Origin of the sequence: Paraburkholderia sp., assembly GCF_047605525.1 — a bacterium.
GTDB lineage: Bacteria > Pseudomonadota > Gammaproteobacteria > Burkholderiales > Burkholderiaceae > Paraburkholderia.
Genome location: NZ_JASGFN010000028.1, coordinates 1 through 24,859 on the forward strand (window position 1 = coordinate 1; position 24,859 = coordinate 24,859).

Sequence of the window (24,859 nt, forward strand, 5' to 3'; positions counted from 1 at the left end):
CAAGGCCGCCGACACCCGCGCCGGCCGCCGGTGCCGCGGACGCCGCCCTGGCCGGGGCGCCGCCGCCCCTGGCGGCGGTCTCGACGTCGGCGCGCAGGATGCGGCCGTGTTCGCCGGTGCCGGTGAGCTTGCCGAGGTCGACCGCGAGTTCACGCGCCAGCTTGCGCACCGCCGGACTGGCATAGGCGAGAGCGAAGCCGGCTTCGTCTATGCCGCCCGCCGTTGGGGCCGCCGGCGCCGTACCCGCAGCCGGCGCCGTGGCTACTGGCGTTGCGGCGGCAGTGCCGCCCGCGGCGCCAGCGTCCGTCACCAACGCCATGATGATGCTGCCTTCGCTGACCGTGTCGCCGGGTTTGACGCGGATCTCCTCGACCACGCCGCTCAATGGCGCGGGCACGTCCATGGTGGCCTTGTCGGATTCGAGCGAGACCAGCGGGTCTTCCGCCTTGACGGTGTCGCCCACCTTCACGTGGATCTCGATCACCGGCACATCCTTGAAGTCGCCGATGTCGGGAATGCGCACTTCGGCCCGCCCGGCCGGCGCGCTCACCGGCGCAGGCGGCGCCTCGACACCCGGCTTGACGGCAACGGCCGGCGCGGCGGCGGCGCTCTCGAACTGCATGATCACGCTGCCCTCGCTGACCGTGTCGCCCACGCTCACCCGGATCGCCTTGACCACGCCGCCCTGCGGCGCCGGTACATCCATCGTCGCCTTGTCCGATTCGAGCGACACCAGCGGATCCTCCGCCTTGACCGTGTCGCCCACCTTCACGTAGACCTCGATCACCGGCACGTCCTTGAAGTCGCCGATGTCGGGCACCTTGATATCGATTGCCTGGTTCATGTGTTTTTCATCCTGAGCGTGTCAAACGGTCCAGGGCGCCGCGCGCTCGGTATCCAGCCCATATCTGGCAATCGCCTCGGCCACCACCTGCGGGGCCACCGCGCCGTCGTCGGCCAGCGACTTGAGCGCGGCCACCGTCACGTAGTAGCGGTCCACCTCGAAGAAACGCCGCAGCTTCGAGCGGTAGTCGCTGCGCCCGAAACCGTCGGTGCCCAGCACCGTGTAGCGGCGCCCGCTGTTCTGGACCTGCTCGCGCACCTGATCGGCATAGGCGCGCATGTAATCGGTCGATGCGACCACCGGCCCCGCGTGGCCGTCGAGGCAGCGCTCGAGCCAGCTGCGGCGCGGCGATTCCGTCGGATGCAGCAGGTTCCAGCGCTGCGTGGCCATGCCGTCGCGCCTGAGTTCGTTGAAGCTCGTCGCGCTCCAGATGTCGGCCGTCACGTTGAAGTCGTTCCTGAGGAGTTCGGCCGCGGCCATCACCTCGCGCAGAATCGTGCCGCTGCCCATCAGTTGCACACGGTGGCCGCCCTTTGCCGTCTCGCCGCCGTCCTTCAGCAGGTAGAGCCCTCTGAGGATGCCCTCCTCGACACTGGCGCCGGGCATCGCGGGCGCATCGGCAAGACCCGGATGCGGATAGTTTTCGTTCATCAGCGTGATGTAGTAGAAAACATCCTCCTGCTCTTCGACCATGCGCCGCATGCCCTCGCGCACGATGGTCACCACCTCGTAGGCAAACGTCGGGTCGTAGGACACGCAGTTGGGAATGGTCCCGGCGATGATCTGGCTGTGACCGTCCTCGTGTTGCAGCCCCTCGCCATTGAGCGTCGTGCGCCCGGCCGTGCCGCCGAGCAGAAACCCGCGCGCGCGGATGTCGCCGGCCAGCCACGCGAGGTCGCCCACGCGCTGCAGGCCGAACATCGAGTAATAGATGTAGAACGGAATCATCGGCACGTTGCTCGTGCTGTACGAAGTGGCCGCGACGATCCAGCTCGACATCGCGCCGCCTTCGTTGATGCCTTCCTGCAAGACCTGACCATCCTTCGACTCGCGGTAGTACATCAACTGGTCGGCGTCCTGCGGCTTGTAGAGCTGCCCCACCGACGAGTAGATGCCGAGCTGGCGGAACATGCCCTCCATGCCGAAGGTGCGCGATTCGTCCGGCACGATCGGCACGACGTGCCGGCCGATCGTCTTGTCGCGCACCAGCGTGCCGAGCATCTGTACGAAGGCCATCGTGGTGGAGATTTCGCGCGTGCCGGTCGGCTCGAGCAGGCGCTTGAAGGTGTCGAGCGGCGGGACCTCGAGCGACGCGGAGCGGCGCCGGCGCTGCGGCAGATAACCGCCCAGCTCCGCGCGGCGCGCGTGCAGGTACTTCATCTCCGGGCTGTCGTCGGGCAACCTGATGAAGGGCACGCTGGCCAGATCTTCGTCGGCCACCGGAATCTGGAAGCGGTCGCGAAAGCCGCGCAGCGCGTCCTGCGTCATCTTCTTCGCCTGGTGGGCGATCATCTGTCCTTCGCCCGATTCGCCCATCCCGTAGCCCTTGACGGTCTTGGGCAGGATCAGCGTGGGCTGGCCCGTGTGCCGGATTGCCGCGGCATAGGCGGCGAACACCTTGTCGGGATCGTGGCCGCCGCGCGTGAGCCCCCAGATCTCGTCGTCGCTCAGGTCGGCGACGAGCGCCTTGAGCTCTTCGTACTTGCCGAAGAAATGCTCGCGCACGTATGCGCCGCTCTTGCTCTTGAAGTCCTGATATTCGCCGTCGACGCACTCTTCCATGCGCTTGAGTAGCAGACCGCTTTTGTCTCTCGCGAGCAGCTTGTCCCAGCCGCTGCCCCACAGCACCTTGATGACGTTCCAGCCGGCGCCGCGAAAGACCGCTTCCAGTTCCTGCACGATCTTGCCGTTGCCGCGCACCGGGCCGTCGAGCCGCTGCAGATTGCAGTTGATGACGAAGATCAGGTTGTCCAGCCGCTCACGGCCGGCCAGCGAAATCGCGCCCAGCGATTCGGGCTCGTCCATCTCGCCGTCGCCCATGAAGGCCCACACCTTGCGCGACGCGGTGTCGGCGAGGCCGCGCCCTTCCAGGTACTTCAGGAAACGCGCCTGATAAATCGCCATCAGTGGCCCGAGACCCATCGACACGGTCGGAAACTGCCAGAAGTCCGGCATCAGCCACGGATGGGGATAGGACGACAAACCTCGACCACTGGTCTCCTGCCGATAGCCGAGCAATTGCTCTTCGGTCAGACGGCCTTCGACGAAGGCGCGCGCATAAATACCCGGCGCGCTGTGCCCCTGGATATAGACCAGGTCGCCGCCATGCGTATCCGACGGCGCATGCCAGAAATGATTGAAGCCGATGTCGTAAAGCGTCGCCGCCGACTGGAAACTGGCGATGTGGCCGCCTAACTCCGAGCTCTCCTTGTTGGCTCGCAGGATGATGGCCAGCGCATTCCAGCGGATGATCGAACGCAACCGGTGTTCGATCGCGCGGTCGCCGGGCGACTTCTCCTGCCGATCCGGCGCGATGGTGTTTTTATACGCGGTGGTCAGCGAGCGCGGCACATAGACGCCGTCACGCCGCGCGGCATCGACCAGCGAATTGACCAGGTAGTTGCTCCGTTCGGCGCCGCGATGCTGCTGGACCGCGCGCAACGCGTCCAGCCACTCGCCGGTCTCGAGCGGATCGAGATCGTCATTCGCGTTCATCTTGTCTCCTGTTTTTTAGGCGCGTCCATGGTCGGCGCGGCAGATTTGTCGTCGCAATAATGCAATGGCTATGCCATCCGGTCAGCGGATCAGATGACCTCGACAAGCCATTGATTCGAAAGCACTCGCGACAGGCGGCCCGAGCGGGCCTGAACGGAATGTCGTAATAGCAGGGCTGTGGGTCATATGGTTTTCCGAGCGCAACGCCCGGAAGCGACCATCGACATCGGGTTGACGGGGGACCGTCGGCCGCGGACCACAGGTCCGCGGCAGGTAAGTACCGCTGAAGTGGATTACGCTTACGCCGTCTCGGGGCTACGCGCGACCCGAGCCCGTACCTCGGGCGATGCCAGGCATGTCGCGACGGCTTCATAACCCGGCGCGCCCGGATAAGGCGCTACCCGCGTGGGCGGACTGTGATTTGCCGGGCAAAGGATAATGGCCTCGTCAGGTCCTACCGACGCCAGGTCCAGGATCGCTGAAGAGCGCGTCAACAGAAAGATGGGGCGCGCACCGGTCTTCGCGCGATTGCGCAGGTGGGTGATCAGCGCTTCCTGTGCGGACTGTTCCAGATCCTGTTCGATCATGTCTATGACCAGCACGGATGGGCCTTCGGTTTCCAGACCGACGAGCAACGCGAGCAGCGCCTCGGATTCTGTTGCGCCTTCGTCGACGAGCCACGCCAGCGCCTGATCGACGCGCGACCTCAGTTGCGGATCGGCGCTCAGCAATCCGACTGCCGCGGCGCTCCCGTTCTCCAGCCGATCGAGACCAAGGAAGACCGCACCGGGTAGCGTCTTTGCCAGACGACGGGCCAGTCTGGTCTTCCCGCTGCCCAGAGAACCGATGATGTAATTCAACGGGCGGATGTCGCGAAGCTCGAACCACTCGCCGCCCCAAGGCCACGGAAGCTCGAATGCCACGCTAATGGCCGTTTGATCGAGCAGTCGCGCCAGATCGCCGTCGGAAGGCATCTGACCTTGCGCGAGATCGGACCGGGCACCGCGGACCTTGTCGAGCTTGCGGACAAGCTCGTGGATCTGATTGTCCAGCACCGTTTCGTGCGCGGCCAATGCCGCGCCCAAGCCACGAGGGTCGCCATCCAGCACCCGCGCGACCTGTGCCAGACTGAGACCGAGTGCGCGCAACGCGACTATTTCGGCGGCACGGCCCATATCGCCGGGACCATATACGCGGTATCCGGCCGCGGTCCGGCCGGGTGTGACCAGCCCTTGCTGCTCGTATAGCCGCAGGGCCTTGATCGATACGCCAAGTCGTCTGGCTGCCTCAGACGCATTCAAACAGCGGGCGGAAGAGCTCATCAGTCACCTCTTTGTCGTTGACCAGCGGCAGTCAGCATGAGGGTGGCCCCAAGGGCTGAGTCAACGGGATTCTAGAACGTCTTCGAGGCACCTCTTCCGTCGCGTTGGCTTTGCACAGCAGCAGGCCGGGTCGTCGTGCGCGCCGGTCACTCCACGAACGCCACGCTCACCGCGGTCGGCACGTCCGCCGTCGCGCTCGGGCCCGCCAGCTTTCCCGTGGCGGGATCGACGCTGAACACCGCGACATTTCCGCTGTGCTGGTTCGCGACGAAGAGCCACTTTCCCGAGGGGTCCAGTTCCATGCCCCACGGTTTCTCGCCGCCGGAAGTCATCCGCTGCAACTCGGACAACTCGCCCGATTCGGGATCGACACGGTAGACGACCAACGTGTTCTCACCGCGATCCTCGGCATAGACATACCGGCCATCGACGCTCATGACGATCTCGGCGCCGCTCCTGACGCCCTTGAAGGCGGGACTGCTCAGCGAGACTGTCTGTACCGGCGTCAGACGCCCCCGCGCCGCGTCCCATCGCAACACGAAGATCTCGGCGCTCAATTCGGTGATCACGTAGGCAAAGCGGCCATCGGGACCGAATACCAGATGCCGCGGTCCACTGCCCGGCGGTACCGCAAAAGCACGCGGCGGATCGCCGTTATCCGGCAGCAGCGCATGCGTCGCGCCGTCGAATCCGTAGACGAACACACGGTCGGCCCCGAGATCGGGAACGAGTACATGGTGACCGGAAGGGTCCACGACCGCGTTATGGGCATGCGCACTCGCCTGGCGATGCTGGTTGGGACCCGAGCCGGTGTCCTGCATCGTCGACGCGCGCGCGCCGAGGCTGCCGTCGGGTTCGAGCGAGACACTCGACACGGTTCCGCTGTCGTAACTCGCGGCCAGCAGGGTCATCGACCGCGCGTCGAGCGACAGATTCGTGGTCCCGCGTCCGTTGGCATCCGCCCGCTTCAGCGCGGTAAGCGCACCCGTTGCGCGATCCACCGCATAGGCGGTCACGCTGCCCTCCCGCACCTTGTCGTCATCGACCGCATAGAGGATCGGCCGCCGCGGATCGCTCTCCACCCAGGTTGCGTTGAGTCCCTTGGCCACCGGGCCGATCGTGGTCAGCTTGCCCATCGACGGATCGAAACGCAGAGCCTGGATTTGAGCCTGCTGCGTTCCCACATAGACGAGCTGCGACTGATCGTATCCGGACACCGCGTATGCCTGCCCGAACATCCCGGCTATTCCGGCGGACAGGCTCAATACGGCAACCGCCACGCGTTTCACGTAAGTATCCAAAAAGAGTCCTTGAATCATCTCCATTACGCTCCGTGGGCCGGCCTGCGACTGAACCTGTTCAGCCGCCGTGCCGGAACGGTTCGAGATTATTCGCCGCGCGGGTGCCTGTCCCTGGACAAAGCGCTGATTCGCCTGGACTTTAGGCATCCCACTGCGGGACCGTGATGGAGCTTACTGCGGCAGTGCGCCTTGCTCCGCCTGCTGGCGGGCGGTCACACGAAATTGACTGGGCGTCTGCCCGACTTCCCTGCGGAAGAAACGAGTGAAGTAGGCGGCATCGGCAAAGCCGAGATCGAACGCGATCTGCTCCACCGACATATTCCCGAAAATCAGATTGCGCCTGGCTTCCGTGACGATGCGCGCGTGAATCATCTTGGTCGGGCTCTGTCCGGCCGCCGACGCGCAGGCCGTTCTCAACTGAACCGGCGATATGGCCATCATCGATGCATAGTCCTGCAGCGACAGGTTCTCCTGATAGTGCTGATCGATGAGCTTGCGGAAACGGTCGGCCAGCCGGAAGTCGTTGCGTGTTTCGCTGTCCGCGGCCTGTTGATCCAGACGTGCCTCACGCACGAGCAATAGCAGCAGCGTCGTCAGCAACGCCTTGGTTCCCGCGATATGACCGACCGCATGTGATTCGGCTTCCCGCTTCAGATCGCCGATCAGACGATACAGCTCGATCCCGGTCTGGGTCGAACAGGCAAGCGGAATCAGGCGAGGCGCGGACCACAGCGTGCTGAATTCACGCAGCTCGGCATTGATCTGACGGAGATAGACCTCGTCGATCGTCACGACCCAGCGGTCGACATCGATCTCGTAGTCGAGACCATGCACGCATTCGGTCGGCAGCAGCAGTGCGCAGGGCCCCTCGAAGGGCACGCTGCTTCCCTCGAGATTCATGACGCCGCGCCCGCGCAACACGAAAATGACCTGACCATAGGCCGGATGCGCATGCGGTTCGGTACGCCAACGGCCTCGCTCGGTCACATGCCCGACGTGCACGAACCAGTTCTCGTCGTCCGGGCGTTCGACATAGAGCCGCACCTTCGGCACGGTTGTCTGCTTCACGATACCGCCCTGCTTGCGGTGATGATCCTTCGTCATGGTGCCAGACGTCATTGAACTTCCTTTACGACCGAAACAGCCGGATACGAGCGTTGTTGCCGTCTCGCCGGGCTACTGCGGATTTCCAGCCAGAAAACGGCTAATCGTTCCATACATCCGGATCGTCCGCGACCTGAGACTTACCCGAATCCGCCCCTCGTTGAAAAGTGCCAGCGAATCTCATTTTTGTGTAAAGGCATTCGCGCGGGCATCGCATACATTCCATCCCACCGCGACAGGCTTCACCGTGTTGATTTCCGGAACCTGTTATCGACGGTAAGAAAAATCGGGCGTCTTGAAACGACCGCGTCTTGCATATCAATAAATACGGAAGGAGACATGAAAAAAACCAACGCCATCCGCGTACCGCTGTTAGGTATCGCCCTCTTCGGCTGCTTCACGGGTCTGGCGCATGCAGGGGATGCAGCGCCACCGTCGGCCGCCGGAGGACAGACTCGAGCGGTGCAGCGGCCTCGGACGGACAGCATCGCCTCGACCGCTACATCGGATGTGAGCGCGGCACCCGTGACGCTGTCCGAGGCCAGCACCGTCACCGCGCCGCTCTCGCCGCCGCCGGGGCAATTCGCGACGCCGCCATCGTGGAACGACACGTATATCGGCTATCGCGTGGGCACCCATTTCTACTATCCCGGCGTGCGAACCGAGTCCGGCGCACCGGCCAGAATCACGCAGAACATCGGTTTCCTGACGACCACGGGCGGCTTCCGGTTCGGCAGCTATGCGTTCAACGTCGACTACCTGGTCTCGAGCATGGCGAATCCCGAAGCGGGTCCGACCAATCAATATGGTTATGCGACACCGGGCTCCGGCGGCGCTCAGGAGATTTACAGCGTTGGCCGCATCTCGCTCAGTGCAAGCAAGGTTTTCGGCAGATCGTTTTCTTATGGCTTCATCCGGGACTTCGGCCTGACCGCCGGCTATGAATTCGGCACGAAGAACGACGCCTTTGCCGAACGGGCCCGCATGCTCGTTTTCGGGCCCACCCTCGAGTTCGCGATACCGCACGGCTTCTGGAACGTCACGCTCGGCGTTCGCACGGAAAGTAACCATGACGGCATCACGAACGTGGACGTGCACTTCAATCCGGCCGTGCACCTCGAGAGCTCCTGGCTCTACCCGTTCCGCGTAGGCCCGGTTCCGCTGGTCTTCAAAGGCTTCGCCAGTCTCACCGGGCCGAAGGGCAAGGACGGTTTCGGAGTCAGGACCACCACGGAGTTCCTGACCCGCGCTTATCTGATGGCGGACCTCGGGTCGTTCGCCGGTCATCCGCGCACGGTGTACGCGGGTATCGGCTACGAATACTGGCACAACATGTACGGCACGCCGGCCTCCGAGCAACCCGGAACGACCCAGACCTCCGTTCCGATGTTCGTCGCCGAAATCCACTTCTGATCCGCTGATCCGGTGAAGACGGCCGTCGGCAACCGTAGGGAGACCATGCAATTGAAGCGATCAACCACTGAGAATCGCTGGGGCGTTCTCGTGCTGCTCGCGCTCGGCCTGATGATTTCCTTCGTCGATCGTACGAGTCTGTCGGCAGCCCTCGCGGACCGGCATTTCATTCGGGAGTTCGCACTGACGAACGTCGAGCGTGGTTGGCTCAATTCCGCCGTGTTCTGGTCTACGGTCTCGTACAGGTCCCGATGGGCTGGCTGGTCGACCGCTATGGCGTGAAACGGCCCTATTCGATCTGCTTCGCCTTGTGGTGCCTGGCGGCGGCCGCGACCGGCGCGGTCACGGCGCTTCCGGCATTGATTGTCATGCGCCTCGTCATCGGCGCAGCGGAAGCCGTGGTGATTCCGGCGACCTATCGCTATCTCGCCGACCATTTCGAAGAAACCCGCAAAGGGACTGCCCTCGGCATTTTCTCGATCGGCGGCAAGATGGGACCCGCACTCGGTGCGCCTGTCGCGGCCTGGATGATCATCGCGTATTCGTGGCAAGCGATGTTCATCGTGACGGGCCTGCTCGGTCTGGTCTGGCTGATACCGTGGTTGCTGATGGTCAGAAACGACTACCCGAGCGGCGAAGAACTCGCCATCGCAAAACACCGGGCCGCAGCGGTGCCCCTTGGCAACCTGCTGGCGAGTCCGGTAGTTTGGGGCGGACTGATCAACAACTTCTGCTACAGCTATTTCGCCTTCTATTGCATGACCTGGATGCCGGCCTATCTGGTGGAGCAGCGCGGCCTGTCGCTCGAGAAATCCGGGCTCTACACGTTCTTCAGTTTTGCCGGGATCGCCATTGTTGCAGCCCTTGCCGGCTGGCTTGCAGACCGGCTGATCGCCCGAGGTCACGACGCCGTGGCGGTACGCAAGGCGTTCATCGTGGCGGGTTTCGTCGGCGGTACGACCATTCTGCTCGGCGTCTACAGCAGGTCGCCCACGATGGCGCTGTTCTGGAATGTGCTGTCGCTTTCCCTGCTCGGTCTTGCGACCGCGAACAATCTGGCGCTGGTCAAACTGACCTTGATTCCGAGGCAGGCGGTCGGTCTGAACACCGGCTTGCAACAGGTCGCCACCAGTCTTGCGGGCGGTGTCTCGGCGAGCCTGTCGGGCTGGCTGCTCTACCTCGGCAAAGGGAACTACACGTTCGCCATGCTGGCTATCTTCGTGTTCCTGCTGCTGGGCGCCATGAGCACGGTGATGCTGCTTCAGCGCAAGTGGGCACCCAAGGTCGATCAACCCGGCTATGAACAGTCCGAAGCGATTCGCGCGAACCGCTGACGTCACGCCAAGAGCAAAAACACCGTCGAATCTCATTTTTGTGCAGGGACGTGTCAGCGTCGCTCAAATACGCTTCCAGTGCGCGCTATCCGGCGCACGCCCGATCATCGGTTCGGGTCTATAAAACAAAATGGAGACACGATGCGCAAGCCACTTGTTCTTTTAGTCGGCGTGATATCGGCTGGTCTGTTGCAGCCCGCTTACGCCCAGTCTTCAGTCACGCTCTATGGTGTCGTGGACAATGCAATCGAATACCAGAACGGCGGCGCGGGCGCGGTGACCCGTATGACGTCCGGCGGTTTCTTCGCCAGCCGGTATGGGCTGAAAGGCAGCGAAGATATCGGCAATGGTCTTCACGTCAACTTCCAGTTGGAACAGGGTTTTTCTGGCGCCACCGGTGCCGCGGCCAATCCGGCCGATGCGTTCAACCGTCAGGCGTGGATCGGATTGTCCGGCGCGTTCGGCGAAGTTCGGTTCGGCTTGCAAAACACGCCGCAATACATCTTTATCAACCCCGAACTCGATCCGGTTGCAGTGATGAGCATGGGTTCTCCCATGCTCAACTTCAACAGCCTGACGATTCGCGAAAGCAATGCGATCTCGTATTTCACGCCGCAGCTTTACGGTTTCACCGCGCAATTCATGGTCGCGATGCGCGACTCGACTACGAAGCCGACGAATGGATTGCAGTTCTACAATGCGGCCGTGCGCTATGAAAATGGTCCGTTCCGCGCAGCAGCCGGATACGAGCAGGCAGAGAACTCGACCGGCTCATCCACCCTGAAGGTGTTCAATGCGGGAGCGTCGTACGGCATCGGCAATGCCCGCCTCTTTCTTGCCTACCACACCGAAAAGCAAACGGATAACAGCGTAAAACGCGACTCGTACGAAGCGTCCGGTTCTTATCTCCTTGCTCCCGCCGACCAGATCGTGCTGATGTACGGCTATGCGCACGATCGTACCGGGAATGGAAATAACGCCCAGCAGGTCGGGATGACCTACGAGCACTTTCTGTCAAAACGAACCACGCTGTATGCGTCCGCCGCATTCATCAACAATCGCAACAAGGCTGCGTTTACGTTGAACGGCACCGCATATGCAGGGGTGACGGTCGCGCCTGGATCCAATACGCGTGGTGCAATTCTCGGCATCGTCCACAAGTTCTGAGATCCAGGGTGCCGGCTTCGTGGAATCCAGACTTCCATGTACGTCGAGCCGGCACCGCGTCGCATAGCGGCAGCGCAATCGAGCTGTCACCGAAAGCCTCGGCTTGCGGGAGCATCCCCTCTCGAATCTGGGCTTGCGATACGACGAATACGGCTGGATCGCCGGATAATCCACGCCAGATCCAATACCTCGATGACCGCCCATGAAAAAAGGCACCGCGCCTGAGCGCGGTGCCTTTTACCATTCCGGACCGCGGAGCAAGCCTTACTGCCTGGGAATGTAGAGCGGCATCGAATCTTCCCACAGCGTATCGGTAATCGCACGCCGGTCACTGCCGTCGGCATTCATCACCCAGTTCTGACCATCGGGCTGGAACGTCTCGTCATACAGCGAAAGCTCGTCGCGGAAACCATACTCGCCCGAGCTGTACGCAATGCGGCCGTCCCAGGTCCAGGTCGCGTGGGCCTGGTTCGAGCCCTGCGGGGTCACACGCTGTACGTCCGTGCCGTCCGGGTTGATCGTGTACACGTCGAAGTGGAACTTGTTAGGGTCGTTCGGGTTGACCTCCTTGCGGGTGAACACGATCTTCCTGCCGTCCGGCGACCAGCCGGGCAGATTGTCCGGCTCGGTGGTCAGGACCGTGGTCTTGTGCGTCCCCAGGTCGAGAATCCGCAGGCCCTTGTCCTTGTCGCTCCACACACGGTAGACGATCCGGGTGCCGTCCGGCGAATAGCTCGGGAAGCCCGCGTTCTCCTTGCCGTCGGTCAGCGTCTCCGGCTTGCCGTTCATGCTGCCGTCGGCCTTGATGCGCATGATGCGGCCCGGCATGTGCGCGCGCGTGAAGAACCAGCCGCCCACGCCGAAGGCCACCCACTGCCTGTCCGGCGACCAGGTCGGCTGGAATGCGCCTGCCAGCCCCATCGCGATCATCTTCGGATCGAGGCCGCTGGTAGCCGGATCGTAGATACGGCGGGCCTCGGTGAAGTCGGTATTCGCCACCACGATCGACGAGCCGACTGCCTTCTCCGTATACACGAGCGACTTGCCGTCGCGCGAGAGCTGCGGAAACACATCGACGAAGCGGTAGTTCCATGCCGGATCGAAACTGTAGAGCGGCGTGCCGTTCGGATGGAACGGCTTGCCGTACACCACTTTCTCGTAGACGACCTTCTTGCCGTCCGCCGAGTAATGCGGCGAGCGGATACCGCTTCCCGCCGTGTCGCGCGACTGGCCTTGCGTCGTATGGAAGCCTTCCTGATCGCCGTTCTTGATGTGATACGCGACGTTGGTCGCGCTCAGATATTGCGGAAACACCTTGAATCCCGGCGTGTTCGTCAGATCCTTGCGCTCGCCCGTGGCCACGTCGACCTGCACGATCTGCGAGCTGACCTTGCCGATCGCCTCGGGACGATGCGCGCCCCAGGTCGATTCGACCGGCGTTTCATAGAACACCACCTGCCTGCCGTCCGCCGACCACGACGGCGAGCCCTCGGCATAGCCGGGGCGCGTGGTGATCTGCCTGAAGCCCGTGCCGTCCGGATGGATCTCATAGATGCTGCTTTGCTGGGTGCGCTCCCAGCCGACCGGCAGGTTGTGGCCGCGCCAGTCGGTACCGATATCGGACGACAGCGCGATCCACTTGCCATCCGGCGACCACGCGGGCCGGAAGAAACTGTGCGGCTTGTCCGGATCAAACCTGATATTGCCGGTCACGTCATGCAGCGCGCCGGTCCTGATGTTGAGCGTCCAGATATTGGTGGTGCCCCACGTATCCTTGCCGCGGCGCGACGACACGAACGCGATCAGGTCCGGATCGGCCGGATCGAATACTGCGGCATCGCTGATCCCGACCCAGTCGGTCAGACGCTGCAAGCCTGTGCCGTCCACCCGTACGCGATAGAGACTGGCGTGGCCGAGACCGTCGCGTTCCGACGTGAACACGATCCACTTGCCGTCCGGAGAAAAAGAACCGTGATAGTCGAAACCGTCGGACGGAATCAGGCGATGTTCGTCGCTGCCGTCGGCATTGGCGATATAGAGTTCCGAGGTCGTCGGGCCGATGCGGTATAGCAGCAGGTCACCTTTCGTCGCAGTCGCCGCGCCCGCTCCCGGCACGAACGCGGCGGCTGCGGCAATGGCCAGGCAGGAGAGGACTTTCCGTTTTGGATGAAGCGGGTAATGCACGATGTGCACGATGCGCACGATGCGAGTCTCCATTTTTTATCAGTATTCGAACAGGCTTAAAAACGCCGGACCGGCATGGCGGCCGGCGCACACTATCGACACCATCGTCAACCGAGGCTGCCGGTCACATCGTCGAACAGCTCGTCGACGGACAGGCGGCGCGCAATGATCTTCTGGTCGAGCGCCCAGTCGATCGCGAGCTGGATGCCCTTGCGGTTAGCCTCCAGCCCGATCGGCGGAAACACGGCGGGCACGCCTTGCGCCAGCGAGCGGCTGTCGACGATCATCCGGTACAGCTCGCGCACGATGTCGGGACGCTGCTTCGACACGTTCTCGTGAACCACGAACATATGGTTGATCGGCACTACCCCTTCCCGCGCAAACCAGTCCTTCGCCGCCTGCTGCGCATCCGGAACCAGTGTGCGCACGCGTGGATCCTTCGGCATGTCCTCGCCGAGCAGCGCGGCGGCCAGCTTGCCCTCGAGCATCAGGTCGGGAATCGACGAGCCGGCCGGCAGCCGCTCGCAGTTCGGCGGATCGCTGTATTCGGCGAGGTGCCCGTCGCCCAGCGTCATCCACGTGACCTTGTCGAGATCGACGCCGTATTCGTGCCGCAGGATGCCGCGGATCCATAGCGCCGTGGTCTGCGTGTAGGTGCGCACGCCGACCTGCCTGCCTTCGATGTCCTTCGGATCAAGCGGCCCGAAGTCGATGTTATAGCCGGCGCAGTGATGCTGGAAGCGTCCGGAGATCGGCGTCGGCAGCAGCACGTACGGCTTGCCGTAGGCCTTCGCCTGCAGAAACGTGACGATCGCGAGTTCACCCGCGTCGAACGCGTTCTCGCGCACCATCGCCTTGAAGCCGTTGTGCGCGGGTGTCGGCCCGCAGAAGTCGAGCGTGACCCGATCCGACGTCACGCGAGCGTCGCGCATCGCTTTGGTCACCGCGTATTCGGCCAGGTTGGTGCGCAGCGTCGGCACCCCGTTCAGCGTCGTTGTCATGGAGTCTTTCCTTGTATCCGGATCATGTGAATCAGTACAGCCGCACCTCGATCAGCCGCGGACCGGGTTCGCGCGCCGAATCGGCCAGCGCCCTGTAGAAGTCCTCCGCGCTCCGCACCGCCACCGCCGGCACGCCCATGCTCTGCGCCATGGCCAGCCAGTCGATACGCGGGCGGTCGATGTCGATCATTGACAGCGCGCGCTCACCCGGCGTGCCCGCGCCCATGTTCGAGTACTCGGCCTTGAGAATGGCGTAGCTATTGTTGGCAAAGATGATGGTGGTGATGTTCAGCCCCTCGCGCGCCTGGGTCCACAGCGACTGGATCGTGTACATCGCGCTGCCGTCGCCGACCATGCAGAACACGCGCCGGTCAGGACAGGCCAGCGCCGCGCCGGTCGCCACCGGCGTCGCATAGCCGATCGAGCCGCCCATGTTGTTGATCAGGTCGTGCGGCGCCGCGCCCATCGTGTGACCCATCGTCTCGCGCCCGGTGGTCAGCGATTCGTCGACGACGATGGCGTTCTCCGGCAGCGCGGCGGCCAGCGCGTGCGCGATGCTCAGCGGATTGAGCGCGCCGTTCGGCACCGGCGTCTCGACGCGAGGCTGAAGAATCGGCAACGTGGTGCGCGCGCCGAGTGCATCGAGCAGCATCTCGAACGCGAGTGCGCTGTCTTCGTCCGCCTCGACGAGTGGATGCACGAGCGTGCCTTCGGCTTTGAGCAGGCTCGGCCGGTCCGGGTAGGCGAAGAACGCGACCGGCTCCGACGTCTCGACCGTGACGATGTGCGTGAAGTCCTTCAGAAACGCCTGCGCCAGCGGCACCGCGTACGGAATCCGTTCGAGCGGCACGCGTCCCGCGCCGCGCTCGATGCGCGCGGTGAAGAACTGCGAGCCGAGGCGCGCGCCGCTCGCCGCCGCGACGCGGCCCGCGCGGTCGAGCGCGGGTCCGCGGGTGGCCTTGTTGCCGAGAATGATCAGCGTCGGCTCGCCCGAACGCAGCACACGCGCGACATGCTCCACACGTGCCGGATCCGGCGCCTTGCGCGTGGCCGCTGCACGCGGCGCCGTCACCGACGCTCCCGCCTGCTGCCATGACGTATCGCCCGGCAGAATCAGCGTCGCGATCTGCCCCGGGTGTCCGGATGCCTGCGCCACCGCGGTCGCCGCGTCCCATGCGATCGTGGCCGCCGAATCCGCTCGCCGCACCCAGTGACTCAGCGGCCGCGCGAGCCCCTCGATATCCGAAGTCAGCGGCGGGTCGTACTTCAGATGCGCGCTCGAATGCTCGCCGATGATGTTGACCATCCCCGACGACGCACGTTTGGCGTTGTGAATATTGGCGAGGCCATTCGCGAGGCCCGGCCCGAGATGCAGCAGGGTCGAAGCCGGCGTGTCCTTCATCCGGTACCAGCCGTCAGCTGCCCCGGTCGCAACCCCCTCGAACAGGCACAGCACGCTGCGCATCTTCGGGTTCTCGAGCGCCGCCAGAAAATGCATCTCCGACGTGCCGGGATTGGCAAAACAGATATCGACGCCATGATCCACCAGCGTCGCCACCAGGCTTTCGGCTCCGTTCATTTAGTAACCCGCCGCCTCGCGCGCCATGCCGACCACGCCGTAACTGCGCATCGGCGCCGACAGCAGCAGACGGTAGCCCTCCTCGAGCACGCGCTTGTGATTCTTCGCGGTGACATGCGGATGCCCGACCACGACGTCGTGCTTGTGGCAGGTCGCGACGATCTGGCGCATCGCATCGACCACCACCGGATTCTCGTAATCGCGCGGACAACCGAGTTCCTGGCTCAGGTCGCCCTCGCCGATCAGAATGAAGCCGATGCCCGGCACGTTCTTCAGGATGTCGTCGAGGTTGCCGATCGCCTCGGTGCTCTCGCACATCAGGCCCACCAGGATCTCGCCCTGCGGCGCGAGCGGCCACACGTCAGCCTTCCTGTAGTAGTCGGCCATGCTCAAGCCCCAGTAGCGCGACGCATTGGCCGGGCCGTCGCCGCGCACGCCCTTCGGCTCGTAGAGCGGCGCATTCCCCGGCCGTGCGTAGCGGCACGATGCCACCGCGTTGTAGGCCTGCTCCACCGTGGCGACGTGCGGCCACACCACACCGTAGACACCGCGGTCGAGCACCTGCTTCGCAAACGCCTGGTTCATCTCCGCACCGTTGGCGGGAATGCGCGCGATCGGCGTAACGGTCGGCGCGACCGAAGCCGATGCGGCGATGGCCTTGCGGTTCAGCAGATACTGGAGCGCGTCGCCGAGCGCGGTGACATCGTACGGGTTGTGTTCCATCTCGAAGCAGATGCCGTCGTACGGCGCTTCGCTCATGTCGATGGCCGACTGCCTGTCCAGCTTCGAAAACGCGGCAAATGCCGGCTTGCCCGATTCGAAGGCGCGGATCAGACCATTCAGGCGGGTATCACTCATGCTGTTTCTCTCTGGTTGACGTGGATCGGCGGCGGCTCAATCGGCCGCGCGCCAGTACATGAAGCCCATGCCCTCGCCGGTGCCGGCAGGCGTGCGCCAGCACGGCACGTAGTCCACCAGCGTCATCCGCGCGCCGGTTTCCTCCATCGCCTTCATCACGCTGGCGTAAAGCTTGATCTCCGAAGTGCCCGACTGGTACGAGCGGTTGTCCACCGCGGCGAGGCCGCCGTAGTCGTAGTCGGCGAGCATCTTCAGGATGCGTTGGTCGAATTCCTCGTCATTGACGAAATGGGACAGGCCGCCCGACGCGAAGATGCCGATCCGCACGTCCTCGGGCCACGCCTTGAGCGCCTCGCGCAGGAGCTGTCCGAATTCGATGCAGCGCGACATCGACGGCTGGGTCGGCGGGTAGAAGCAGTTCATCAGCACCGGCACGTGCGGCGGCGGGTTGTCGCCCATGATCTGGTGATAGACGAAGCTGAACGCATGCGGCACCACCGGGTAGTCCGGCAGCGGCTTCATCCAGACGTTGTCGGGCCACGCGAACAGGTCCGTCAGGTCGAAGCCCGCGCGTTGAAAAGTCTCGATCAGATAAGTCGCGAGCCGCGGATGGCATGCGTGCGTGACATGCCGCTCGGGTGCGTAAACCGCGCGCTGCGGAGGACCGTTGTGGACCTGCGCGCCGCTGTAGATCGCGATCGACGGCGAATGGTCCGTGAAAATTTCCTTCTGGTCCTTGCCGAGGATGATGGCGACGTCGATACGCGCGTCGCGATACGCGGTCGCCATCCTGTCGAGCGCCGCGCGGCAGCGCGCCGCTCGCGCGCTGCGCTCTTCGAGCGTCAGGTACGGCTCGAAAGCCGCTCCGCGATGCGCCTCAAGTTCGGGATACGTCCATGTCCGGTTGCGGAACCACAGTTCCGGGTTAGCGCGGTCGCGCTCGCCGTTCTTGAGCCAGTCCTCGGGCGCCTGCCCCAGCATGCCGCTGTGGGGTACCGCCATCCCGAATACGATTTTCGCCATGTATGAAATATCCAGTGCTGTACCGCCGGATCGTCCGGGGTCGCGTTTATCCGAAAAGAGAATCGAGAAACCTTCCGCCTGGCCCTGACTGCTACGCCTGTTGCAGCGGACTCTGCGCGCCGCTCGCCTTGGGAGCCCACTCAGGCCGGAACAGAATCGCCGTCGCCGCCGCGCCGATCAGCAGGAAGACCAGAATCACCAGCATCGGCAGGTCATAGCTCTTGCTGACATGCAGCAGCCATCCGGAAAGACTGGCCGCCACGCCGCCCGCGAGACTCGTGGCGAGTTGCTGCACGCCGGTTACGAGCCCGATCGCCTGACGGGGGATCAAGGTCAGGCGCGACAGCACCAGGTTGTTCGCGGTGGTCAGGCCCAACAGCGACAGCGAGAGCACGTTCCAGAACAGCGCCACGTCGAGCGAATGCGCATAGGCGCCCAACAGCACGGTGGTTCCGCCGAAAAAGCCCGCGATCGTGAATCCCTTGCGTACCCGGATCGGGTTGCTGCCCCGCGCGATCATCAAGTCCGCCGCCGAACCGGCGAGCGCCGCTACCAGGGCAATGCCAAGGAAACTGAAGAACGTATAGAGCCCCGACTGCGCGAGCGACAGACCACGCTGCTCGACCAGATAGGCCGGCATCCACGTCATCGAATAGAACGTGAAGTAGCCGTAGCAGAAGTTGGTGATCATTCCGCCCCAGACCACCGGGCTGACCAGAATGCTGCCGAGCGAGACCGAACGGGCGGCACGGTCGGCCTGCTTCAGCGTTTCCCGCGAAGGCAGGTCGTTACGCACGAGCAGCAGCCACGGCACCAGCCACAGCAATCCCAGCAGACCCGTCGCGACGAACATCGCTTTCCATGACCAGGCGACGATGACCCAGGCCGCGATCGGCGCACCCAGCGCCGGCCCGAGCTTGTTGCCCATCGCCAGGATGCCCACGGCCAGGCCGTTGTGGCGTTCGTCGAAGTTGTTGCGAATCCAGCGGTAACTCGCCGGAATCACGATGGCTTCGGCCACGCCGATCAGCAGCCGCATCACGACCAGACCCTCCAGGGTGGAGACCGCGCCCATCAGCGCGGTCGCGATGCACCACAGCGCGAAACAGAGTGCATACGGCCACTTCACGCCGTAACGGTCGGCCACCCAGCCCATCGGTACCTGGAACACGCCGTACGACCAGAAGAAAGCTGCGTTGATCCAGCCGCGATCGACGCTCGTCAGCCCGAAGTTCCGAATCAGACTGGCATCCGCCAGCGCGCTCGAAATGCTGCTGCGATCGACGAAAGAAATCAGCACGCCGATTGCAAGGAGCCCGAGGATGAACCAATGGTTCATCTCCCCCCGGTGCTCTGGTTTTCCTGTCTCCATCTGCCTTTCTTCGTGGTTCGCACTGCGTTGCGATGCACCCGTCAGCGACGCCCGACGCGCCGCCGACGGACTACCCTGCCGACGATCCGCCTCAATTCAAGGCGGGGTATAACTGCCCGGCCGTTTTGCCGAAGATCCATTCGCGCTCGGCTTCGCTCAGGCATTGCAGACCTGCCTGGGCAGTCGCGAGAATTTCCTCGAGCGTACCGGGCGAAGTCGGATAATTCGAGCCCCACGCCAGACGCCGCGCGCCGAACGCCTCGACCACGCGCGGGAAGAACGTTTCCGCGCTGGCCTTCTCCTTCTTCACGTCGCCGAAGATGCGCGGCGTGAGCTTCAGGTAGATGTTCGGCAGGTCGGCCAGCGCGAACAGGCTCGCGGCATTGGCATACGGCGGCCCGTCGAGCACGTCGGGGCGGGCGAGGTGATCGAGGATGATATTCACGCGCGGAAACTTCCCGGCCAGCATGCGCACCTGCGGCAAACCGATCGGCCCGGTCTGGATGCACATCGGCAACCCCAGTTCGGCCAGCACTTCCCACGCGCGGAACGATTTCGGGTTGTCGAGTTCGCCCGGGTCGAAATCCCTGGTCGAGCCGCCCGTGAAAATGCGCAGGCCGGCAAGTCCCTTGTCGGCCCAGCCTTTGATCACCGCCGGCACGTCGTCGGCCAGCATGTCCACGGAACCCACGGCGACGAGCCGGTCCTTGTACTGGTTACAGCCGTCGACCACATAGCTGTTGTCGAAACCGTAGGTGGTCGACGAATGCACCACCGCGGCCCTGGCCACGCCCGCCTCGTCCATCGACGCGATCAGGGTCTCGACCGTGGTCGGCCGTTCCTTCGACCAGTCCGAACGCTTGCCGAACAGCGGCGCGGGCGGATAGCGGCGCTCGTCGTCGGAGATGATGTGCGGGTGAATATCAACGATTGAAGTCATGGTTGTCTCTATGCTTCGCTGGGCTTACAGGCCGCGCGCCTTGAGGCGGGCGTCGAGACGCGGATACACGCGCCGTGCGTTGCCTTCGTAGATCTTGAAGCGGTCCGCGTCGTTCAGAAACGGAATCGCGTCGATGTAGCGCTTCGTGTCGTCGAAGTAATGGCCCGTGGCCGGATCCTTGCCGCGCACCGCGCCGATCATTTCCGAACCGAACAGCACATTGTCGGCCGGGATCACCTTGGTCAGCAGTTCGACGCCGGGCTGGTGATACACGCAGGAGTCGAAGAACACGTTATCCAGCAGCCCTTCGAGCGGACGCTCGCGCATTTCGAGCGACATGCCGCGGTAACGGCCCCAGTGATACGGCACCGCGCCGCCGCCGTGCGGGATCACCAGGCGCAGCGTCGGAAAATCCCTGAACAGGTCCGACTGCAGCAGTTGCATGAATACCGAGGTATCGGCGTTCAGGTAGTGCGCGCCCGTGCCGTGGAAGCACGGGTTGCACGACGCGGCCACGTGGATCATCGCGGGCACGTCCAGCTCGACCAGCGCCTCATAGAGCGGATACCACTCGCGATCGGTCATCGGCTTGCCGGTCCAGTAACCGCCGGTCGGGTCCGGATTCAGGTTGCAGCCGACGAAGCCCAGTTGCTCGACGCAACGGCGCAGTTCGGGAATGCTGTTCTTCGGCGCCGCGCCCGGCGACTGCGGCAACTGGCAAACCGGCGCGAAGTTCTCCGGGAACAGTTCGGTCACGCGGTAGACCAGATCGTTGGAGATCTCGGCCCACTCGAGGCTCGTGCGCTCGTTGCCGAGATGATGGCTCATCAAGCCGGCAATCGGCGAGAACAGCGTGAGGTCGTAGCCGCGCTCGCGCTGCAGCTTGAGCTGGCCGTTGCCGATCGCCTCGCGGATCTGCTCGTCGCTTACATGGGCGCCGTCGCGCGACGGCGCATTGGCCGGATCGTTGGCTGCCGCGACCTGCTTTGCACGCCAAGCGCGAAACGACGCGGGAACGGTCGTGAAGTGACCGTGGCTATCGATGATCATGTCGTCTCCGTTTCGCTCAGCGGGCCCGGGGGTCGACGAACAGCTCGTCGATCGCCATCCGGCGCGGAATGAGGCCCTGTTTGAACGCAGTTTCTTCCAGTGCCCGGATCGTCTTGATGTTCTCGGCGAGACCGTACGGCAGCGGATCGTGGCCGACGATCTCGCGCATCTTCGAATATTTCCTGTCGAGCTTGTCCGTCAACTCGCCGCCCGCATCGAGACGCGTCAGCCATTCGTTCTTCGCCTGCGAGAATGCATCGAACAGCGACCCGGCAATCCACGGATGCTCGGCCAGCACCGAATCCTTCACGACGATCGTACCGTGCATCGGATAGATACCGGTGCGCCTGAAATAATCGGCTTCGAGCTCGACCGCATTGGGCAGCAGGTCTGGATAGTCGGCCTCGACTTCCTTCCAGCCGCCCGTCGGGTTGCCGGTGCGGCCGATGCCGGCGGCGGCGGCGAAGCCCGCGACCAGTTCGCCCGAGGCCATCATGTCCGCGAGCGAAGTGCTCGCCGGTGCATGAACGACGTTCGACGGCAGCTTCAGTTGCGTGACATGCTCCTCGTCATCGACGACCCAGGTCACCTTCGATGTATCGACGCCGAACTCTTCGATCAGCACCTGGCGCGTCCACACGCCGGTCGTCACCGAATAGGCACGCACCCCGACTTTCTTGCCTTCGAGATCCCTGGGCGTCCTGATGCCCGCGTCGGGACGCACCAGCAGGCCACCATGATGGAACGTGCGCGTCACGAAGACCGGCAGCGCGACGAACGGCGCGCTATAGGCACGCGCGATGATGTAGGTGGTGGGTGCGAGTTCGCAGACGTCGAATTCGACGTCACGGACCATGCGGCGGAATGCGCCGATCTGCGGCTTGACCGTCACGATTTCGGCTTCCACGCCTTCGATGGGAATCGAGCCGTCGCGGATGGCCGCCGTGTGCGGATACTCCGCGATTGCAATCTTGAGAGGGACTTTCCTGGTCAACATTCGTCTCCAATGAGTGAGCCGTTACCGGTGGCTGAAGCGGAAATTTCAGCACCGGACGGACATCAGATTCGTTGACAGAACGATATGCGTTGGGCGAACGGGCGTCCCTATACAAATTTCAGATTCGCTGGCACTTTTTTTGGAGGGATGGGTAAGCGTGTATAAAACGCTTTCTGCTGCCCGATGTCACTGAGCGGTTCAGGACGCTATCTGTCGGCATGCAAAAAAGCTCACACCTCGACTGCCCGACGACGGAATTTCGTCTCCATCGATGCGGATGCACGACATCTTCCTGCCCCACGGTGGAAACATAGAGAACGTTGACGGTCGCGGAGGTCTGGATGGCGGATGCACTGAAAGCCGGCGTGCCAGCGTGCGAGCGACGCGTTCCGGCAACATCCCTCGTAGTAGGCACCGTTGCTGCATGAAACCCGTCGGGCACGGTGCAAAGCAGCTTCGCGGGCGGCTACGTGTTCCGCGCGAAGCTGCTGCGCCGACGGTACTCCGGCCGTGATGTATTGCACGACCGAAGCACTCGTCGAGGGCCTGGCGGGAGCTCAGAACTTGTGAGTGAGACCAACGGTGACGACGGTTTGCGAATTCGTGCTCGACGGCGTTGCGCCCGCAATGGCCGCGACAGCCGGCCCACCGGTCGAATCGGTGCCCCTCGCTCTCTGATAAACGCCAATCGCATAGACGGAGGTCCGTTGGGAGATAGCATAGATCGCTCCGAGGTCGGCCTGCTGGTACGTCGCGCTGCCTAACGCATTGGCCCCGGCATTCCTCATATAAGCATACGAAGCACCCAGCAGCAACGCCGGACTGACCTGATACTTGAAGCTCAGTTCTCCCGTATTGATCGATGCGGTGCCACGGTAAGCCGATTCGACAGGAGTCAAGCCGGCGACGGTCACCGAGCCGAGATTCTGGAATTGAGTATTGCTATACGCCGCGCCGATGGTAGCGAGCCCGATCGTATACGCACCGCCAACGGAGATAACCTGTTCGGAATCCGCCGACGCATAACCGGCAATAACCGGACTGGAGATGTTACTCGCCGTCGCGCTGTCGTTTGCCTTGTTACCCCAGAACGAGAAGTTCGGATCTTTGACGAACAGATAGCCGGCCGCGAGTTTTACCGGACCGTTGGCATAGGTGGCATTCAGATCCCAGATTTCATTCTGCGAGAACTGGCCTGGCTTTCCCCCCAAGCTGTACATGCCGCCAAACGCGAAACCGCCATAGTTATTGCTCTGGTATCTGATGGCGTTGGCCACGCGATTGAAACTGTCCAGATTATCGGCATCCGCGGGGTGTGCGCCGTATCCCGCGCCATTCGCTGCCCAACTCCCGCCCGCGGTGAGTGCGCCAACCGCAGTCGATGCAGTCGAATATTGGCGGCCCAAGGTCACCGTTCCATACCTGCTGCTGGTCAAACCGACAAACGCCTGGCGGCCGAATTCCGTGCCGTTCTGGGCGATCGTGCCGTTGCCGAGATTAAAGCCCGCTTCGAGGGTGAAGATGGCCTTGAGACCGCCGCCCAGATCCTCGGAGCCGGTCAATCCCCACCGATTGGAGCCTTCGTTGCCGGTGGTCAACGCGTACTGGTGAGAACCCTTTGCGTTGGAGGTGTAGGTAAAGCCTCCATCAACGATACCGTATAACGTCACGCTGCTTTGAGCATGAGCGACGCTTGCAACAGCGCCGATGCCCGCAAAAACAAAAGTCGAGAGTTTCATCAATTCTCCTCACGGTAGTGGTATGTGATACTAAATTTATGATTTACTGAAAAACACGTCTTTGGCCCCTGACTCGGCCGACGCTTCGGTTACGCTCGAAAAATGCCGCCGAATCGGCAGCGGCAAGGCTCTGCTACACGAGCTGAGCCAACGGCACGATCTGGCCTCCGGCCTGCTCGACGGCATCGCGAATCGCGCACGCGTGCTGAGCGGCACCGGGCGTGTCACTGTGAACCAGCACGGAGCGCGCATCGAGCGATAGCGTGTTACCGCCTACCGTCTGTACCACTCCGTCCTCCATCAGTCTGATCACGCGCGCGGCGATCGCATCGCTATCAGTTAGTACTGATCCCGGAAGACTGCGGCTCAAGAGCTTGCCGTCATCTCCGTAGGCCCGATCGGCAAAGAAGCTGCCCACGGTACGGATTCCGTGCCGCCGCGCCGCTTTCATGGTTTCGCCTTCGGGAATGGTCGAGATGATGATGTTTCGGTCGTACGCCGCGACGGCGGAAATCGTGGCCTCGGCCAGATGCTCGTGCGTGGCGATCATATGGCCGAGCGCACCGTGAAAATTCAGGTGTTCGACCTTGCGGCCGTGCAGGCTCGCCAGCGCAGCAAGCGCGCCGATCTGATAAATGATGTGCTTCGAAAAGCTGCGTGGTTCGAACGCTATGTCGCGCCGACCGAAACCGAGCATATCGGGAAAGCCGACATGCGCACCGATGCCGACATCGAATTGCGCGGCCATATCGACCATTCCGCTCATGATCTCCGCATCGCCGGCATGATAGCCACACGCGATATTGGCCGACGAGATCACCCTCATCAGCGCTTCGTCCTCGCCGAAACTCCACGGCCCGAAACCCTCGCCGATATCGGCATTCAAATCTATGGGAGCCATCTTCATTTCCTCCAT

Annotated in this window: 20 protein-coding genes; 4 read left to right on the forward strand and 16 right to left on the reverse strand. The window is 63.2% G+C overall.

Annotated features, from left to right (window positions below; genetic code table 11):
* The 5 genes from QM685_RS30590 to QM685_RS30610 all read right to left on the reverse strand — a co-directional run.
* On the reverse strand, window positions 1-844 hold an 844-nt coding region (locus QM685_RS30590), incomplete at its 3' end, for a biotin/lipoyl-containing protein (protein ID WP_415122509.1).
* Between the two features lie 21 nt (window positions 845-865).
* Complete coding sequence (aceE, locus tag QM685_RS30595) at window positions 866-3,559, reverse strand: pyruvate dehydrogenase (acetyl-transferring), homodimeric type (protein WP_415122511.1); 2,694 nt, start codon at window positions 3,557-3,559, stop codon at window positions 866-868.
* A 299-nt stretch (window positions 3,560-3,858) separates the two neighbouring features.
* Complete coding sequence (locus tag QM685_RS30600; protein ID WP_415122513.1) at window positions 3,859-4,881, reverse strand: MerR family transcriptional regulator; 1,023 nt, start codon at window positions 4,879-4,881, stop codon at window positions 3,859-3,861.
* Between the two features lie 146 nt (window positions 4,882-5,027).
* Window positions 5,028-6,170, reverse strand: coding sequence for a lactonase family protein (locus QM685_RS30605; protein WP_415122515.1), 1,143 nt, complete (start codon window positions 6,168-6,170; stop codon window positions 5,028-5,030).
* A 183-nt stretch (window positions 6,171-6,353) separates the two neighbouring features.
* Window positions 6,354-7,301, reverse strand: coding sequence for a helix-turn-helix domain-containing protein (locus QM685_RS30610; RefSeq protein ID WP_415122517.1), 948 nt, complete (start codon window positions 7,299-7,301; stop codon window positions 6,354-6,356).
* A 324-nt stretch (window positions 7,302-7,625) separates the two neighbouring features.
* Here QM685_RS30610 and QM685_RS30615 point away from each other — a divergent pair, with 324 nt between their 5' ends.
* The 4 genes from QM685_RS30615 to QM685_RS30630 all read left to right on the forward strand — a co-directional run bounded on the left by QM685_RS30615 (window position 7,626) and on the right by QM685_RS30630 (window position 11,200).
* Window positions 7,626-8,699: a hypothetical protein gene (locus QM685_RS30615; protein WP_415122518.1), complete on the forward strand. Its 1,074-nt coding sequence runs from the start codon at window positions 7,626-7,628 to the stop codon at window positions 8,697-8,699.
* 51 nt (window positions 8,700-8,750) lie between these two features.
* The gene (locus tag QM685_RS30620; protein WP_415122520.1) at window positions 8,751-8,981 is read left to right on the forward strand and encodes a hypothetical protein; all 231 of its coding nucleotides are present in this window, start codon (window positions 8,751-8,753) and stop codon (window positions 8,979-8,981) included.
* A complete protein-coding gene (locus tag QM685_RS30625; protein ID WP_415122522.1) occupies window positions 8,951-10,033 on the forward strand; it encodes an MFS transporter in 1,083 nt (360 codons plus the stop codon). The genes QM685_RS30620 and QM685_RS30625 overlap by 31 nt, the downstream gene beginning before the upstream one ends.
* Window positions 10,034-10,174: 141 nt before the next feature.
* Window positions 10,175-11,200 (forward strand): porin, encoded by a 1,026-nt coding sequence (locus tag QM685_RS30630; protein WP_415122524.1) that lies wholly within the window; start codon window positions 10,175-10,177, stop codon window positions 11,198-11,200.
* Window positions 11,201-11,464: 264 nt separating this feature from the next.
* On the opposite strand, the gene QM685_RS30635 is transcribed toward QM685_RS30630, so the two are convergent.
* The 11 genes from QM685_RS30635 to QM685_RS30685 all read right to left on the reverse strand — a co-directional run bounded on the left by QM685_RS30635 (window position 11,465) and on the right by QM685_RS30685 (window position 24,859).
* On the reverse strand, window positions 11,465-13,417 hold the full coding sequence (locus QM685_RS30635; RefSeq protein ID WP_415122526.1) for a hypothetical protein: 1,953 nt from the start codon (window positions 13,415-13,417) through the stop codon (window positions 11,465-11,467).
* A gap of 74 nt (window positions 13,418-13,491) precedes the next feature.
* Window positions 13,492-14,385 carry a phosphate ABC transporter substrate-binding protein gene (locus QM685_RS30640; RefSeq protein WP_415122528.1) on the reverse strand — a complete coding sequence of 298 codons (894 nt, stop codon included), beginning with the start codon at window positions 14,383-14,385 and terminating at the stop codon, window positions 13,492-13,494.
* 31 nt (window positions 14,386-14,416) lie between these two features.
* Entirely contained in the window at window positions 14,417-15,964 is a 1,548-nt protein-coding gene (locus tag QM685_RS30645; RefSeq protein ID WP_415122530.1) for an acetolactate synthase large subunit, read from the reverse strand.
* The gene (locus QM685_RS30650) at window positions 15,965-16,822 is read right to left on the reverse strand and encodes an HpcH/HpaI aldolase family protein (RefSeq protein ID WP_415122532.1); all 858 of its coding nucleotides are present in this window, start codon (window positions 16,820-16,822) and stop codon (window positions 15,965-15,967) included.
* A 36-nt stretch (window positions 16,823-16,858) separates the two neighbouring features.
* Entirely contained in the window at window positions 16,859-17,845 is a 987-nt protein-coding gene (locus QM685_RS30655) for a protocatechuate 3,4-dioxygenase (protein ID WP_415122534.1), read from the reverse strand.
* Between the two features lie 91 nt (window positions 17,846-17,936).
* Entirely contained in the window at window positions 17,937-19,184 is a 1,248-nt protein-coding gene (locus tag QM685_RS30660; protein WP_415122536.1) for an MFS transporter, read from the reverse strand.
* Window positions 19,185-19,308: 124 nt separating this feature from the next.
* The gene (locus QM685_RS30665) at window positions 19,309-20,157 is read right to left on the reverse strand and encodes an amidohydrolase family protein (protein ID WP_415122538.1); all 849 of its coding nucleotides are present in this window, start codon (window positions 20,155-20,157) and stop codon (window positions 19,309-19,311) included.
* 24 nt (window positions 20,158-20,181) lie between these two features.
* Entirely contained in the window at window positions 20,182-21,207 is a 1,026-nt protein-coding gene (locus tag QM685_RS30670; protein WP_415122540.1) for an amidohydrolase family protein, read from the reverse strand.
* 16 nt (window positions 21,208-21,223) lie between these two features.
* Window positions 21,224-22,204 carry a PhnD/SsuA/transferrin family substrate-binding protein gene (locus tag QM685_RS30675; RefSeq protein ID WP_415122542.1) on the reverse strand — a complete coding sequence of 327 codons (981 nt, stop codon included), beginning with the start codon at window positions 22,202-22,204 and terminating at the stop codon, window positions 21,224-21,226.
* Between the two features lie 557 nt (window positions 22,205-22,761).
* Entirely contained in the window at window positions 22,762-23,943 is a 1,182-nt protein-coding gene (locus tag QM685_RS30680; protein ID WP_415122544.1) for a porin, read from the reverse strand.
* A gap of 133 nt (window positions 23,944-24,076) precedes the next feature.
* Window positions 24,077-24,859, reverse strand: coding sequence for a LamB/YcsF family protein (locus QM685_RS30685; RefSeq protein WP_415122546.1), 783 nt, complete (start codon window positions 24,857-24,859; stop codon window positions 24,077-24,079).

Bases quoted from the DNA above. Each gene is read 5' to 3' on its own strand.
- QM685_RS30640 (WP_415122528.1), bottom strand. From the start codon at position 14,385: ATGACAACGACGCTGAACGGGGTGCCGACGCTGCGCACCAACCTGGCC.
- QM685_RS30645 (WP_415122530.1), bottom strand. From the start codon at position 15,964: ATGAACGGAGCCGAAAGCCTGGTGGCGACGCTGGTGGATCATGGCGTC.
- QM685_RS30670 (WP_415122540.1), bottom strand. From the start codon at position 21,207: ATGATCATCGATAGCCACGGTCACTTCACGACCGTTCCCGCGTCGTTT.
- QM685_RS30675 (WP_415122542.1), bottom strand. From the start codon at position 22,204: ATGTTGACCAGGAAAGTCCCTCTCAAGATTGCAATCGCGGAGTATCCG.
- QM685_RS30610 (WP_415122517.1), bottom strand. From the start codon at position 7,301: ATGACGTCTGGCACCATGACGAAGGATCATCACCGCAAGCAGGGCGGT.
- QM685_RS30665 (WP_415122538.1), bottom strand. From the start codon at position 20,157: ATGACTTCAATCGTTGATATTCACCCGCACATCATCTCCGACGACGAG.
- QM685_RS30635 (WP_415122526.1), bottom strand. From the start codon at position 13,417: ATGGAGACTCGCATCGTGCGCATCGTGCACATCGTGCATTACCCGCTT.
- QM685_RS30630 (WP_415122524.1), top strand. From the start codon at position 10,175: ATGCGCAAGCCACTTGTTCTTTTAGTCGGCGTGATATCGGCTGGTCTG.
- QM685_RS30660 (WP_415122536.1), bottom strand. From the start codon at position 19,184: ATGAACCATTGGTTCATCCTCGGGCTCCTTGCAATCGGCGTGCTGATT.
- aceE (WP_415122511.1), bottom strand. From the start codon at position 3,559: ATGAACGCGAATGACGATCTCGATCCGCTCGAGACCGGCGAGTGGCTG.
- QM685_RS30600 (WP_415122513.1), bottom strand. From the start codon at position 4,881: ATGAGCTCTTCCGCCCGCTGTTTGAATGCGTCTGAGGCAGCCAGACGA.
- QM685_RS30615 (WP_415122518.1), top strand. From the start codon at position 7,626: ATGAAAAAAACCAACGCCATCCGCGTACCGCTGTTAGGTATCGCCCTC.
- QM685_RS30655 (WP_415122534.1), bottom strand. From the start codon at position 17,845: ATGGCGAAAATCGTATTCGGGATGGCGGTACCCCACAGCGGCATGCTG.
- QM685_RS30685 (WP_415122546.1), bottom strand. From the start codon at position 24,859: ATGGAGGAAATGAAGATGGCTCCCATAGATTTGAATGCCGATATCGGC.
- QM685_RS30625 (WP_415122522.1), top strand. From the start codon at position 8,951: ATGGGCTGGCTGGTCGACCGCTATGGCGTGAAACGGCCCTATTCGATC.
- QM685_RS30650 (WP_415122532.1), bottom strand. From the start codon at position 16,822: ATGAGTGATACCCGCCTGAATGGTCTGATCCGCGCCTTCGAATCGGGC.
- QM685_RS30680 (WP_415122544.1), bottom strand. From the start codon at position 23,943: ATGAAACTCTCGACTTTTGTTTTTGCGGGCATCGGCGCTGTTGCAAGC.